At 64.7% G+C, this 14435-nt stretch carries 15 protein-coding genes; 11 read left to right on the top strand and 4 right to left on the bottom strand.

Annotated features, from left to right (window positions below; all coding sequences use genetic code 11):
* Positions 1-6: 6 nt before the first annotated feature.
* Genes KF857_02100 through KF857_02085 form a run of 4 tightly spaced genes read left to right on the top strand, consistent with a single transcriptional unit; the run spans position 7 to position 3476 of the window.
* Entirely contained in the window at positions 7-1281 is a 1275-nt protein-coding gene (locus KF857_02100; protein MBX3110775.1) for a 2-oxo acid dehydrogenase subunit E2, read from the top strand.
* 19 nt (positions 1282-1300) lie between these two features.
* Positions 1301-1540 (top strand): NIL domain-containing protein, encoded by a 240-nt coding sequence (locus KF857_02095; GenBank protein MBX3110774.1) that lies wholly within the window; start codon positions 1301-1303, stop codon positions 1538-1540.
* Positions 1541-1551: 11 nt separating this feature from the next.
* Entirely contained in the window at positions 1552-2430 is an 879-nt protein-coding gene (locus tag KF857_02090) for an acetylxylan esterase (GenBank protein MBX3110773.1), read from the top strand.
* Positions 2427-3476 carry a glycosyltransferase family 4 protein gene (locus tag KF857_02085; protein ID MBX3110772.1) on the top strand — a complete coding sequence of 350 codons (1050 nt, stop codon included), beginning with the start codon at positions 2427-2429 and terminating at the stop codon, positions 3474-3476. The genes KF857_02090 and KF857_02085 overlap by 4 nt, the downstream gene beginning before the upstream one ends.
* Here KF857_02085 and kdsA read toward each other — a convergent pair.
* The 4 genes from kdsA to sdhB form a co-directional block, all read right to left on the bottom strand.
* Complete coding sequence (gene kdsA, locus KF857_02080) at positions 3466-4236, bottom strand: 3-deoxy-8-phosphooctulonate synthase (protein MBX3110771.1); 771 nt, start codon at positions 4234-4236, stop codon at positions 3466-3468. The two genes, KF857_02085 and kdsA, sit on opposite strands and share 11 nt — an antisense overlap.
* A gap of 41 nt (positions 4237-4277) precedes the next feature.
* The gene (locus tag KF857_02075) at positions 4278-6188 is read right to left on the bottom strand and encodes a thioredoxin family protein (protein ID MBX3110770.1); all 1911 of its coding nucleotides are present in this window, start codon (positions 6186-6188) and stop codon (positions 4278-4280) included.
* On the bottom strand, positions 6185-6697 hold the full coding sequence (locus tag KF857_02070; GenBank protein ID MBX3110769.1) for a protein-disulfide reductase DsbD N-terminal domain-containing protein: 513 nt from the start codon (positions 6695-6697) through the stop codon (positions 6185-6187). Before KF857_02070 ends, KF857_02075 begins: the two co-directional genes overlap by 4 nt.
* Positions 6698-6771: 74 nt before the next feature.
* On the bottom strand, positions 6772-7542 hold the full coding sequence (sdhB, locus tag KF857_02065; GenBank protein MBX3110768.1) for a succinate dehydrogenase iron-sulfur subunit: 771 nt from the start codon (positions 7540-7542) through the stop codon (positions 6772-6774).
* Positions 7543-7619: 77 nt separating this feature from the next.
* On the opposite strand from sdhB, the gene KF857_02060 reads away from it, so the two are divergent.
* From KF857_02060 to KF857_02030, 7 genes are all read left to right on the top strand, one after another.
* Positions 7620-8390 (top strand): WecB/TagA/CpsF family glycosyltransferase, encoded by a 771-nt coding sequence (locus KF857_02060; GenBank protein ID MBX3110767.1) that lies wholly within the window; start codon positions 7620-7622, stop codon positions 8388-8390.
* Positions 8387-8929, top strand: coding sequence for a cob(I)yrinic acid a,c-diamide adenosyltransferase (locus KF857_02055; GenBank protein ID MBX3110766.1), 543 nt, complete (start codon positions 8387-8389; stop codon positions 8927-8929). The genes KF857_02060 and KF857_02055 overlap by 4 nt, the downstream gene beginning before the upstream one ends.
* Positions 8926-9738: a hypothetical protein gene (locus tag KF857_02050; protein MBX3110765.1), complete on the top strand. Its 813-nt coding sequence runs from the start codon at positions 8926-8928 to the stop codon at positions 9736-9738. Before KF857_02055 ends, KF857_02050 begins: the two co-directional genes overlap by 4 nt.
* Before the next feature lie 62 nt (positions 9739-9800).
* Positions 9801-10040, top strand: a complete 240-nt coding sequence (locus tag KF857_02045; protein ID MBX3110764.1) for a ferrous iron transport protein A — start codon at positions 9801-9803, stop codon at positions 10038-10040.
* A gap of 28 nt (positions 10041-10068) precedes the next feature.
* Complete coding sequence (gene feoB, locus KF857_02040) at positions 10069-12186, top strand: ferrous iron transport protein B (GenBank protein ID MBX3110763.1); 2118 nt, start codon at positions 10069-10071, stop codon at positions 12184-12186.
* Between the two features lie 66 nt (positions 12187-12252).
* Positions 12253-13404, top strand: a complete 1152-nt coding sequence (locus KF857_02035; GenBank protein MBX3110762.1) for an acyl-CoA dehydrogenase family protein — start codon at positions 12253-12255, stop codon at positions 13402-13404.
* A 67-nt stretch (positions 13405-13471) separates the two neighbouring features.
* A complete protein-coding gene (locus tag KF857_02030) occupies positions 13472-14422 on the top strand; it encodes a hypothetical protein (GenBank protein MBX3110761.1) in 951 nt (316 codons plus the stop codon).
* The last annotated feature ends 13 nt before the right edge of the window (positions 14423-14435 follow it).

Genomic DNA, 14435 nt, shown 5'->3' with positions numbered 1-14435 from the left:
CTCGCTATGCCTGTCGAGATCTTGATGCCGGAACTCGGCGAGTCCGTGCACTCGGGCACGGTCAGCCGCTGGCTCAAAAAAGTGGGTGAATTCGTCAAAGAAGACGAGCCGGTCGTCGAGATCATGACCGACAAGGTCAACACCGAACTTCCGTCGCCCGCCAGCGGGATCCTGGTCAAGATCAACATTCCCGAAGGCGACGAAGTCGAAGTCTTCCATGCCATGGGCGTGATCGAGCCCGACGAGGCCGCCGCCAAGGCGGCGATCGCGGGTGGGGGAGAGGCCGCCGCGCCAGCTCCGGCTCCGTCGGCCCCGGTCCCGGCGCAATCCGCACCTCAGCCGGCGCAACCGGCCCAACCGGCCGCCGCTGCGGGTGGCCGCCGGTTCTTCACGCCTCTGGTCCGCACCATGGCCAAGGAGCATGGGGTCAGCCAAGAAGAGTTGGCCGCCCTCTCCGGCAGTGGGGAAGGGGGCCGGGTCACCAAGAAAGACCTTCAGGGCTACTTGACCTCGCGTGGTGCCGCCCCGACGCCTACCGCGGCCGTTGCGGTCGAGGCCCCGGTCACGAGGCCCGCTGACGGTGCCGAGTCGACCACCGTCCAACTGACGGGACTGCGCAAGATGATCGCCGACGCGATGTTGCGGAACGCCAGCGTGCCGGTCGTCAGCACCCTCATCGACATCGATGTCACCAACATGGTGAACTTCCGCTCGCGCAACAAGGACGCTTTCCTGGAGCAAAACGGGGTCAAGCTCACCTACACGCCGTTCTTCATCAAGGCCTTGGCCGAGACCCTTCTCCAGTTCCCGATGCTGAACTCCAGCCTGACCGACAACATGGTGACCACCCACCACAAGGTCCACATGGGCGTGGCAGTGTCGTTGGGCAAGGACGGTTCTGGTGGACTGATCGTGCCCGTCGTCCGGGACTGCGACAGCAAGACGATCGTCGAGATCGCGCGCGACCTCGACTCGATCGCCGCACGGGCCCGGGCCAACCAGTTGGGTGTGCCCGACATCCAGGGGGGCACGTTCACTCTCACGAACCCCGGCTCCTATGGCGCGGTCCTCGGCACGCCGATGATCAACGCGCCGCAGGCTGGCATCGCCGGCGTCTACGGGATCAAGGAGCAGGTGCAGGTCGTCAACGGGATGATCGCAGTCCGGCACATGCTGAACTGCGTGCTGACCTACGACCACCGTCTCGTCGACGGCATGACGGCGGGCCGGTTCCTTCAGGCCGTCAAGCAGAAGTTGGAGACCTTCGATTTTCTCCGGTGACCGGTAGAATGGGTGGGCTATGCAATCCGTCGACATTAGGCTGACCGCTCGCGACGCCCAGACAAAGGAACCCTGGATCTGGCGTCTGTGCAAGGAGTTCGATGTGCGTGTGCACATCGAAAAGGCCAACGTCGACACCGATTTCGGCACCGTCCAACTCCGGCTCGAGGGCCCGGTCGAAGAAATCCAGCGTGCCACCGCTTGGCTCATGACGACCGGCATGCACGTCGACGCGTTGCAACGGTCGGTCTCGGCCTGAGCGTCTTGGCCATGCCCGCCGACCTCGAGTCCTTTTGGCACGAGACCACCGACGAGGCAGGGTCGGCTCCGCTCGACTACTCCGGCCCATTTCCCAGCGGCCGCGACACCGACACCCATCGGGTCGAAGTCCTCACGTTCCGGGGCATGGGCGGTAGTGAGCGGCACGCTTGGGTCGCCTTCCCCCACGAGGCCCCCCGGGGCTCCTTCCTCTGGGTCCCGCCTTACAGCCGCTGGTCGATGAAGCCCAACGAATACGGGACTCGCGACGGCTACGTGTCCTTGTCCCCCAACTTGCTGGGCGAGTCCGCGTTCCACGACGAGGTCTACACCCCGGCTCGGGGTTACTTTGCCGACGGCGCGGCGTCGCCGGCCACCTGGGTGTTCCGCCGACTCTACCAAGACTCTCTCTTGGCGACCCGCGTCCTCCAAGCGTTGACCGGCTTCGACCACCGTCGCACCGGGGCCATGGGGATGAGCCAAGGAGGGGGTGTCTCGGTGTGGTTAGGCGCGTGGTCCGGTGCGGTCGGCGCCGTCGTCGCCGACATGCCGTTCCTGGGCAAGATCAACGAGGTCATGGCCGAAGACCGACCGTTCCGCTACCCGCTGAAAGAACTCGCCGACTGGCGGTCGGCCGCGCCTGAGCGACCGGCACAACTCGCGCGGACCTTATCCGTCTACGACACGGCCGTCCAAGCCGCCTATTGCCGCGTGCCCACCCTTGTGACCCTAGGGCTCCGTGACCCAGCTGTCCGTCCGTTCCAGGCCGAGGCGGTCTATGACGCCCTGTCGGGACCAAAGGAGTTGGTCAGGCTGGACTGGGGGCACGACTGGCACCCCAGCATGGTCCAGCGCAACCTCGACTGGCTCGACCGCCACCTGACGTCATGAAGGTCTTGCACATCGCCTCGTCGATGCCCGACGACTGGGGCGGTATCGAGCGTTACGTCGCGACCCTTTCTGCCGCCCAGGCCGCTCAGGGTGTCGAGGTCGAGGTGGCGGCTTGGCCAGGGTCCCCCTTGTCGAGACGGCTGCTCGTCCCCCAAGTACCGGCCCGGGTACCCCGCAAGTTTCGTCTTGCCGGTCTGCCTGACTACCTCCGGCTCTTCTCGCGCCAAAGGTACGACGTGGTTGTCCCCCACTTCTCACCTGACTACGACGTGCCCCTTGTCGCCGCGCGGCTCTGCGGGCAGCGGGGGGTCGTGGTGACGCGCCATCTTGCCCTACCCCTGAGACGGTCGCGGGCCCGCTCCCTCGCCCGGCTGGCCGACGGATTTGTCGGGGTCAGCCAAGCGGCGGCGGACTCGTTGGTCGCCTCGGGCATCGACCCCGAACGGGTCGCCGCCGTCCACGGCGGCTGCGAACCCCTTCGACCCCAATCAGACGCTGTGGTGACGAGGCGCAACTTCGGCATGGACGGGTTCTGCGTCGGCTTCTTCGGACGGTTGGTGGAGGAAAAGGGGGTGCTCGTCGCCGCCGAGGCCCTCCGCTCCGTGCCTGGTGCCCGCCTCCACGTGTTTGGTGACGGGCCGCTACGCCCCGAACTGCAGTCAATGGGACACATCAGCGTCCACGGCAAGGTCGACGGCGTCGCCGACGCGATGGCAGCGGTCGACGCGGTGGTGCTTCCCAGCTTGTGGGCGGAGGCGTTCAGCGTCGCTTTACTGGAGGCCATGTCCTTGGGCAAGCCGATCGTCGCTTCGGCGGTGGGCGGCGTCCCCGAAGCAGTGGCGGACGGCACAGAGGCCGTTCTGGTCCAGCCTGGGCAGGCCACGGCGCTGGCTGGTGCCATCAGGTGGATGGTCGACGACCCAGAGAGGGCGGCACGGCTCGGGAGGGCCGCAAAGTCAAAGTTCTTCGCCACGTACACGCCCGTGCACATGGCCCGACGCCTCACCGAGGCCTACCACGTTCTAACCTCTGGAGTCACTCGCTGACCGCGGCCCTGACCCTGGCCAAGGAAGTCAACAACTCCCTGGCTCGGTCGAGGGGCCACTGGGTCGCGGCGTCGCTGAGCGCGTTTGCCGGGTCGGGATGGACTTCCAGGAACAGGGCGTCGATCCCCACGGCCACCGCGGCCCGGGCCATGGCAGGCACCGATTCACGGACGCCGCCGGTCGACGAACCTGCCCCGCCGGGGCGTTGGGCCGAATGGGTGGCGTCGAAGCACACCGGATGGCCATAGGCGCGCATCGTCTCCAGGCCAGGCATGTCGACGACCAAGGTGTTGTAGCCAAAGCTGGTGCCGCGTTCGGTCAGGAGAATCCCTTGGGCGTGATAAGACTCCAACTTCTCCACGATGTTCTTGGTGTCCCACGGAGCGAGGAACTGTCCCTTCTTGACGTTTACCGGACGACCAGTTTCGGCAGCGGCCTCCAGCAAGTCGCTCTGGCGGCACAAGAACGCGGGGATCTGGAGGATGTCGACGACGGAGGCCGCCACGGCGCACTGCTCCGGAAGGTGGACGTCAGTGGTCACCGGGACACCGAACTGCTCTTTGACGTCGGCGAGGACAGACAGGCCGGCGTCGATCCCCGCCCCCCGTACCGAAGAGGCCGATGTCCGATTGGCTTTATCAAAGCTAGCCTTGAAAACATAGCCGAACCCAAGGTCGGCGCAAATGTCCTGCAGTGAGCCGCACACCTGGTGGCATAACTCGGCCGACTCGGCGAGGCATGGCCCCCCGATGACCACCATTTGGGGACCGCCGAAGGTGACCCCGCTGACCGAAAAGGTCTTCAGTTCGCGGCTCCCTTGGCTTTCTGGATGAAGCCCAAGAACTCCTCGGGTGACGAAAGGCCGGGCAGGACACCGAGGACCTTGCGGTCCGGGGTCATCACAACGTAGACCGGGTTTGTCGAGCTCTTCGTCAGTTCTTCGCGGAGCTTGGCGTTCGCCTGGTCCTCAGGGAACTCACGGTCAGTGAAGAGCTCCGCCCGGGCAAACCCCTTCAGGGCGTCCTTGACTTCCGGCCGAGGGAACACCGTCTTCTCCATGACTCGGCAATTCGTGCAGGTTTGTCCGGTAAAATTGATAAAGACTAACTTGCCCTCGCCTTCAGCTTCGGTGACCGCCGGCTCCAGCTTTTCATGCCATGTCAGGGCCGCGTCACTCTTGCCGACCTGATAGGCGGGCAAGAAGCCAGTCAACGGCCCCAGCGTCGCCTTGCCACCGATGGCGGCCAGCAGGTAGACGGCCACGGCAATGTTGGCGATGCCGAACAGCCGCCTTGACCATCCCGCCTTCACCTCGCCCGGATCGGTGGCCAAGTGGATCCAGCCGAGCAGGTAAAGGGAAGCGAGGACGAAGATCGTCGCCCACACCGAAAGGAAGACCTCTTGGGGCAACAAGCCGAGCGGCTGCTTGGCGACCGTGACGTCGATGTTGGAGAAGAACTTCAGGGCGGCGGCCAGCTCCAAGAAGCCCATGTAGGCCTTGACCGACACGAGCCATGCGCCCGACCGTGGCAGTTTGGCCAGGTAGCCCGGGAACATGGCAAGGAAGAAGAACGGCAGGGCGAAGGCCAAGCTGAACGCCAGCATGCCGAGCACCGGCCACACGATGTCGCCGGTCGTGGCGGAGACGAGCAGGGTGCCCACGAACGGCACTGTGCAGGTGAAGCTGGTCAGGCTGAACGTGAGGCCCATGAGCAACGGGCCGGCGATGCCGCCCGCTTTCGTGCCTTGCTGGGCCTTGTTGACGAACTTCTGGGGGATGACGATCTCGAAGACGCCGAACAGGTTCAGGGCAAGCACGACGAAGAGGACGCCGAGGCCCAGGTTCACCCACGGGTTCGCGGCAAGGCGTTGGATGCCACTGGCGCCGAACGCGAGGGTCGTCAGCAGCCCAAGCAATGTGAAGGTCCCCATGATGCCGACGCAGTACCAGACCGCGCCCTTCAGGTTGCCCTTCTTGTCGTCCCCTTTCTTTTTGCTGAAGAAGCTGACTGTGATCGGCACCATCGGCCAGACGCAGGGTGTGAGGAGGGCGAGCAGGCCCGCCGAGAACGCAAGCCCCATGTAGGCGAGGAGGCCCGACTGCTTTGCCTTGTTGACGCTCGCGGTGGTCGGGTCGACCGGGGCGTCCGAAGCCGCCTTGGCCGGTTCCGGTGCGCCAGACTTGAGCCCCGACTGGGGCGGGACGGTGGTGATCGCCGCGGTGAACTCAGGACGGACAGGGCCGGAGGCGACGGTGTAAGGCACCTCAAGGTCGACGGTCCGGGGCATGTCACAACTCCGGGCGTCGCAGGCCTGGCTCTTTGTGCTGACCTTGAGCGTCCCCGACCCGCTGGCCCCAGTATCAAGACTCACCGGGAGGGCAAAGACCACGGTGCCTTCGAAGGTGTCGACGTCGACTTGGAATCCCTGGTCAAACTTCGTCGTCGGCTTGGGTTGGACCGGCGGCCCGTCGGCCTTCCACGGTTGGCCGTCGGCGATGGTGAAGGTGGTCTTGGTCCAGTCACCGTCGCGTAGGGCGTCGTAGATGTGCCAACCCTCGGCCGTCTCGGCGGTGATCAGCAGCTGGGCGTGTTCGCCGGGCCGGACGTCGTCACGCGAAAACTTGGCCGACCACTTGACCCGCTCGGGAGCTTGGGCCAGCGACACGAGGGCCAGGGCGACGAGGACAAAGACGAAGAGCAGGCGCCTCAATGGGGCCTCCGCATGGCCAAGACGGCGATGTCGGCCGCCTTGCGTGACACCGCCGAGCCAGACGCCGGGCCAGCGTCCAAACCGAACTCAATCGCCTTGGACTCCGGGGGGAAGCAGTTGGCGTCTGTGCACTGCTGGATCGTGACCTTCAGCTTCACCGAGGTGTGGCCTGCCTGGTTGCCAAGTCGCACGTAGACGGGCACGACGACGTCACCTTCGTAGACCGCGGCTTTCTCCGTCTCGCCGCCGACTGCGGCCATGGTCCCCTTGGGATACTTGACCTTTTCGACGACGGTGCCGTCCCCTGCCTCAATGGACAGCGGGATCATATAGTCCTGCGAAGGCGGGTTTTGGTAGGCGTGGAGGCCGTCCTTGATACTGACTTTCACGTCTATGCGGGCCAGCCCTCCGGCGACGATGTTGCCCTTCGCAGGGGCCACCGTGATGGTCGGTGTGTGGTCTTGGGCCAACGCTGATGCCAACCCCAGGGCGAGGATCGCGGTCGTCATAAGGTCACTCAACTGTACTCCCTAATGCAGACGCCGCCCAAGCCGACCGCATCAGGCCTATTAGGCCCAAATCGTCAGGATGTCAGGCCGAACCACTTTTTGAACTTGTGCACCGTGGTCTGGCGGTTGATCTCGGCAATCGACTGGGTCAAGGGGACACCGTTCGGGCACACCTTGACGCAGTTTTGGGCGTTGCCGCAGCCGGTGACGCCCTCTTCGCTTGTCAGGACGTCGAGCCGGTCTGGGGCAAGGGTCTTGCCGACCGGGTGCAGGTTGAAGAGCAGGGCCTGTGCGATGGGGGCCGGACCGATGAAGGTCGTTTTCTCGCTGTACTGCGGGCACGCCTCCATGCAGCAACCGCACGTCATGCACCGCGACAGCTCATAGCGCAACTTGCGCACCTCGTCGTCTTGGGCTTGCGCCATGCCCAGGTCGTACGATCCGTCAATGGGCACCCAAGCCTTGACCTCGATGAGGCTCTCAAACATCTTGGCGCGGTCGACGATGAGGTCGCGCACCAGGGGGAACTTGGTCATCGGATGGAGTTCGATCTCAATGGCGTCGCCGTTTTCCACCCCGACCTCGTCGACCAGCGCCGTGCAAGCCTGGCGGACCCGGCCGTTAATGACCATCGTGCACGTGCCGCAGACTTCTTCCAGACACGCCGCCTCCCATGCGGGTGGTTCGACCGCCTTCCCGTCCGTCGTCACCGGGTTCTTTCGGATCTCCATCAAGCACGAGATGACGTTCGCGTTGTCGTGGTACGGCACCTCAAACGTGTCCCAACGGACCGGCGCTCCTTTGCCGGATTGTCGCCTGATGCGGAAGCGAATCGTCTTCGCCATGGCTGGTGGCCCCATTCTACGCGGAAACGGGCCCCGGACGTACCGACCATCAACGATGGGGCCCGGTTACAATAGCGATGTCAGATCCCACGACAATGGCCAGCACGACGCCAGCGACAGAACGACCTGCGGACACCTGTCCCGTCTTGGGTGTACCGGTCTCCCTTCTCGGCATGGACGCCACCGTCAGCGCGATCGAGGCGATGGTGGGGTCGGCAGCAGGTTCGATGGTGGTGACGGCCGACTCATCGGGCCTTGCCGCGGCCCAAGACGACCCTGAACTGCGGGACATCTACCTGCGGTCGGCCATGGCCACCGCCGACAGCATCGGCGTGGTGTGGGCATTGCGTCGCCGAGGCCACCACGTCAAGCGGGTCAGCGGCGTCGATCTGGTCGACCGCCTCTGCGCGCTGAGCGCCGAGAAGGGCTACCGCATCTTTTTCTTGGGGTCGGCCCCCGGCGTCGCGGAGACGGCGGCGGAGAAAATCCGTCTTCGCCACCCCGGGTGCAACATCGTCGGCACCCGGCACGGCTACTTCCCGGCCACCGACGACGACGTTGTCGCCCGTGAGGTCGCTGAAGCCAAGCCCGACCTTCTCTTTGTCGCCATGGGAATCCCACGGCAGGAAAAGTTCATCTTCCGGACCCAGGCGATCACCGGGGCCAAGGTGGCCATGGGGGTCGGGGGTTCCCTAGACGTGTTCAGCGGGCAAGTGAAACGTGCGCCCAAACTCATCCAGCGGCTGCACATGGAGTGGGCCTGGCGCCTCATGCTGAACCCCAAGAAGATCCACAAGGTCAAGATGTTGCCCCGGTTCGTGTGGCATGTGCTCCGCGAGGGGCGTTGAACATCTACACGCGCCGAGGTGACGACGGCACGTCCGGACTGATCGGCGGTCGTCGCCTGCCCAAGTCGGACCCGGTGTTCGAAGCCTTGGGCGCCCTCGACGAACTCAACAGTAGTCTTGGCGTGGCCCGCGCCCAGGGATTGTCGCCCTCGGTGGTGGCGGTCGTCGCCGAGGCCCAGGCCGTCCTGCTTGCGGTGGGCGCTGAGATCGCCGCGCCGCCCGAGGACCGGGCAAGGTACCAGGCCGACCTTGCGGCGGAGACCGCCGGCCTGGAGGCCTCGATCGACGCGCTGACGGCGGACCTCCCCGCCCTCCGTCGGTTCGTCTTGCCGGGCGGAACTCCTGCTGGCGCCTCCCTGCACCACGCCCGGAGCGTCTGCCGCCGTGCCGAACGGGCAGTGGTACACTGGGCTCAAGACCAGTCGGTACGCCCCGAAACTGTCGCCTATCTCAACCGGCTCTCTGACTGGCTGTTCACAGCCGCCCGGTGGACGAACCGCGACCAGGGCGTCGGCGATGTCGAGTGGGAACCCCGATGAGCCTGATCGCCACAGTCGCCCTCGCCTCTGTCCTTCGTGGGGACGACCAAGCCGTCGAGATGTTGTCTAAGGTGATCTTGACGTACCGAAACCAGGTCGCCGCGTCGGGAACCGTCAACCTGACGATATCAGACGGGCGGGGTTCGAAGGAGATCAAGACCGAGTTTGCTTACGAGAAGCCGTCCCTCCTCTTTGTGACCCAATCCCAGACCGGCCCCGGTGGCTGGACGTACAAGGCGGCCTGCGACGGACGCTTGGTGCTCTATGACGCGCCCTTGGCAAGGCAAGTCGTGGGCTTGCGTGCCGACCCGACCCCGATCCTCGACACGGTGCGGCGTGACGACGGGTATTTGCGCACCGTGCCCGACTTGTTCGGTCTGTTCCGACCCTTGCTGCCGACAGCCGACAACCCTCCCCTCGACATCGCCTTCTCCCGCAAGGAGCATTTGGAGTTCCTCCGCAACCAATGGGGCTCGTTCCAAACCGAAGGGAAGGACAAGGTGAACGGCAACGAGGTCACCTGGATCGGCGGTGATTACAAGCCGGTCGGCACCTATGTCGCCGGGCATTGGCGCATGGCGGTGACGCCCCAGTTCGAGATCGCCAAGTACGAACTTCGCGAACGGTTCAGCAACCGGCCGGGAGACGCCACCAACTTTGTCGAGGTCACCTACACGTTCGACGTTTCGATCAAGCTAGGCGAGAAAGTCGCGCGTGAAAAATATGATTTGGACATGGCGACCGTCAAAAAAGTCATCCAGGACTTGAAAGCAAACGGCAAAGACGTGACGAAGTTCCTTGGTGGCTGACATTCGGCCCCATTGAGGCAGACAGACGGACGCATCTGAAGTACCATCACACATGGACGTCGATGCCGGAAATCCTCACTTTTGACAAGCTGAAAAAAGGCATGCACGTCCGTATTGCCGGGGTGACGGAGGGTGCCCCGTTCTGTGGCCGCTTGCTTGAGCTGGGGCTGACGCCCGACGCCGAGTTCACGGTGACCAGAGTCGCACCCCTCGGTGACCCGGTCGAGATCAACCTACGAGGCTACAAACTCTGTCTGCGTCGCAGCGAGTGCGAGTGCCTCCGGGTCGAATGCGTGGAGTGACGTGCTTACCACCCAACCCACTGGCACCGTGACGGTGGCCTTGGTCGGCAACCCCAACGCCGGCAAGACCAGTGTGTTCAACGCCCTGACCGGTTCCCGGCAGAAGACGGGAAACTACCCGGGTGTCACCGTTGAGCGGGTGACGGGGAAGATGACCGTCGAGGGCACGGAATTCAACGTCGTCGACGTGCCCGGGCTCTACAGCGTCGAACCGGTCTCGGTGGACGAGCAGATGGCCACCAGCGTCTTGCGCGGCGAGGGGCCCGACGCGCCCGACCTGCTCGTTTACGTCATGGACGCGACGAACATCGAGCGGAACCTCTTCCTCTTTTCCCAGGTGGTCGAGGTGGAGAAGCCGACCATTGTCGCCCTGACCATGACCGACGTGCTCGCCCGTGACCAGCGGGCCGTCGACCTCATCAAGTTGTCCTCCATGCTCGGCGTCCCTGTGGTGCCCATCGTCCCCCATAAAGGCGTCGGCGTCGCCGACCTGCGGGAAGCGGTTTACAACGCGGTCGACGACCCCGACGTCCCGAGCATCGACCTGGGTTTTCCCCAGGTCGTCATGGACGCCGCGGACGGCCTGGTCGAGACCTTCAGCCGCGGGGGGGTCGAACTGACGCGGAAGGAGGCGCGCTGCGTGATCTTGGAGGAGCATTGCAGCACGTACCAGCGGTTTATCGAACAGGCGGAACTCAAGCAGGCGATCGACGATGCGCGGACGGCCGTCCTCGGGGCCCATGCCAGAGGAAAGACGGTGGACGCCCAGGCACGGTACGCGTGGGCCAGCCGGGTGCGCCGCGAGGTCGTCGGCGACCTAGACCCGAACCGGCGTGGGTGGTCCGACCGGCTCGACGTCTGGCTGACCCACCGTGTCTTCGGTCTGTTCATCTTCCTGGCCGTCATGTACGGCGTCTTCTATTCGATCTACGTCGCCGCGCCGCCGCTCATGGACCTCATCCAGCTTGGGGTGGACACGGTCAGCGACTTGGTGTCCAAGGTGCTCGCCCCCTGGCCGTTTGTGCAGTCCTTGGTCGTCGGCGGGATCCTGAACGGGGTCGGGGCCGTGCTGGTCTTTCTGCCTCAGATCGCGATCTTGTTCTTGTGGATATCGATCCTCGAGGGCACGGGATATCTGGCCCGCGCGGCGTTCCTGATGGACCGGCTGCTGGGATGGTGCGGCCTGAACGGGCGTGCGTTCATCCCCCTGCTGAGCAGCTTCGCATGCGCCGTCCCTGGGATCATGGCGGCCCGGGTCATGCCGGACCAACGGAGCCGACTTCTCACGTCGCTCGTCGCCCCCCTGATGAGTTGCTCGGCCCGCCTGCCGGTCTACACGATCATGATCGGCGCGGTGATCGCGCCCAAGTTCGGGCCGGGCTGGGCCGCCTTCGCCCTGTTTGCCATGCACTTTGTCGGCATGGCCTTTGCGATCCCGACGGTTTTTGTGCTGAACAAGGGCGTCTTCAAGGGTCGCCGCCTGCCCTTCATGCTGGAACTGCCGCGTTACCAACGGCCCAAGGGCCGTGACATCTGGCTGACGATCCAAAGCCGCGTCAAGGTCTTTGTCAAGACCGCCGGCACGATCATCGTCGTCATGTCAGTCGCGATGTGGGCCCTGCTGGAGTTCCCGCGTGGCGACAAGTCGGCCTACAAGGCCGAGTACGCCCAGCTTCCTGCCGCCCGGCAGCAGTCGGTGAGCGAAGAGAACTATCTCGCCGAGCGGCAGCGCGAGGATTCTGCCCTCGGCCGTTTTGGCAAGGCGCTTGAGCCAGCCTTCCGCCCGGCCGGATTCGACTGGCGCCTCACCACCGCGGTACTGGCCGCGTTCCCGGCCCGCGAGGTCGTGGTGCCCGCGATGAGCATCCTCTTTGGCACTGGGGACACCGACAACCAGGACACGGTTGAAAAGTCCATCGCCCGGGCGACCTGGCCCGACGGCAAGCCGCTCGTCACCCCATGGAGCGCGGTCAGCTTTATGGTCTTCTTCGCCTTGTGTTGCCAGTGCATGGCGACGCTGGCGACCATCCGCCGGGAGACCGGCAGTTGGAAGTGGGCGGCCTTTGCCTTCACCTACATGACGGTGCTCGCCTACGTGGTGTCGGTGGCGATCAACTTCGTCGGCAAGGCGGTCGGCGGCGCATAGGCGCGTTTGGGCCTCGTCAAGGACTGATGACGAGAGCGGGTCGGCCGACAAGTACACTGACACCTTATGAGCACTGTCCTGACAACGGAGTCCGACGCGCTTGTCCCCGCGCTGACCCCTGCCGAGGCGAACTTCCTGGGCAAGGTCGAAGAGTTCGTCGCCCGCGAGGTCGCGCCCTTCACCCGCGACTGGGAAGACGCCACCGCGTTCCCCGACGACATCTGGCAGAAGCTTGGCGCCGCCGGCTTACTGGACCTGGCGGTGCCGAAGGAACTGGGCGGGCCGGGATGGTCGTGCCGGGTCTACGTCGACTGCATCCGGCTCCTGGCGACGGGCGACCCCGCCCTCGCGATGAACGTCGCCGCCGTCAACGGCCTGTGCCTGGGGCACCTTGTCCACTTCAGCACCGACGTGCAACGCGCCAAGTATCTCGCCGGGGCCCGCAAGGGCGAGATCCGTATGGCTTGGGGCCTGACCGAACCTGACGCGGGCTCCGACGCCCGCCGGGTGAAGACGGTCGCGACCCCGCTCGAAGGCGAACCGGGATGGGTGAGGCTGGACGGCGAAAAAATGTTCATCACCAACGGTGGCCGGGCCGACCTGATCGTCATCATGGCCCGCATGGGCGAAGGTGGGCTCAGCGCGTTCCTGTTGGAGACCGACCAGCCCGGGTTCCAGGTGGTCGAGCGCATCCACACCGTCGGCGTCAAGGCCAGCAACACGGTGCGGTTCACCCTCGACAACGCCCGCGCATGGCACACGCCGTGCACGTTTGACCAGGCCATCGGCCTCCTGTATCGCGGCAGACTGGGTATCGCCGGGATGGCGGTGGGTATCGCCGAACAGGCGACCCGGTTGGCGGTCGAATACAGCAAGCAACGCGAACAGTTCAACCGTCGGTTGTGCGACATGCAGAGCGTCCAGAACATGTTGGCCGACAACGCCACCGACGTCGAGGCGGCCAAGTTGCTCCTCTATCGCGGCGCCGCCATGTACGACCGGGGCGAGAACGTCGTCTCCATCTCCTCGATGGCCAAGCTCTTTGCGAGCGAGGCGGCCAACCGGTGCACCAACAACGCCGTCCAGATCCATGGAGGAAGGGGTATGACCCGCTTCTTCCTGGCCGAGAAACTCTGGCGCGACGCCAAGCTCACCGAGATCGGTGAGGGTTGCAGCGAGATCCAGCGGATGGTCATCGCCAAGCAACTGACGAAGTGACCTAGGGGCCGAAGACCCTACGCCGGGCCCGGTGACGGGCCCGGCGTTTGTTACACTGGTTCAACCTATGGTCACCGCGGTCGCCATCGCCGCCCTCCTCAACCAGGGCGACATTGAGTTGCAACGTAAGTTCACCAAGGGCGAGACGGTGAACTATTCTGTCCGTTCCCACATCCTCGTCGAGCACTCCCAATACAACCAACCCATCGGGATTCCCGAGGAACTGGACATCAACTACGACTCCAAAGTTGTCTTCAAGGACGTCAAGCCGACCGGTTTTGCGACGATCGAGTACTACCGGCCCACGATGACGGAGATCCAGGGCGAGACAGCGGCCTCACCCCCGAAGTCAAAGACGGACAAGGTCGATCTCGCCTTCACCATGACGATGTCGCCGATCAACGAGATCACCGACGTGACCAAGATCGACGGCAAGAAAGGCGGGACGGACAAACTGCTGCGGGGATACGCCGGAATGCCGGTGAGTCCGGCCACCGCACAGGCGTTGTCCGGGTTCCAAGGCGAGCTGTATCGCCTCGCCTTGTGGATCAACTCGCTCGACACAAGCCTGGAGTTCAACCCGAAGCTGCCGTTTGAAGAGGTCAAGCCGGGGGCGACCTGGAAGCGGACGGTCAGTTACCAGCCCCAAGCCCTCAAGGGTGGCAACGGCAAGCAGGCGGTGCAGCGTCTGGACATGACCTATAAGTACGAGGGCAGGACCCAGAGCAAGGGCCAAGAGGTCGAGCGTGTGACCGCCACCGTGCACCTAGACACGGACGCGGCCCCGTTCATCGACCAACTCCTCGGAGCAAAGCCCGGTCAGTCGGGGCTGAAGGCGTTCAAGCTGAAAATGGACTCCACCCTCACATTTGACCTGGACCCCAAGACGTTCGCGACAATCCGGGCCACCGCCAAGTCGAAGGGAAGCTGGAGTCTGTATCTGGTCCGCTTGGGCGACCAGCCGGCCGTCGAAGAGCAGATCACCGGGGAGAGCAGCCTGAAACGGGCCGACCGATAACGGATATCATCCC

Source organism: Fimbriimonadaceae bacterium (genome assembly GCA_019638795.1).
GTDB lineage: Bacteria > Armatimonadota > Fimbriimonadia > Fimbriimonadales > Fimbriimonadaceae > JAHBTB01.
The sequence above is the reverse complement of the archived record's forward strand: the minus strand, read 5'-3'. Positions and strand labels throughout refer to the sequence as shown.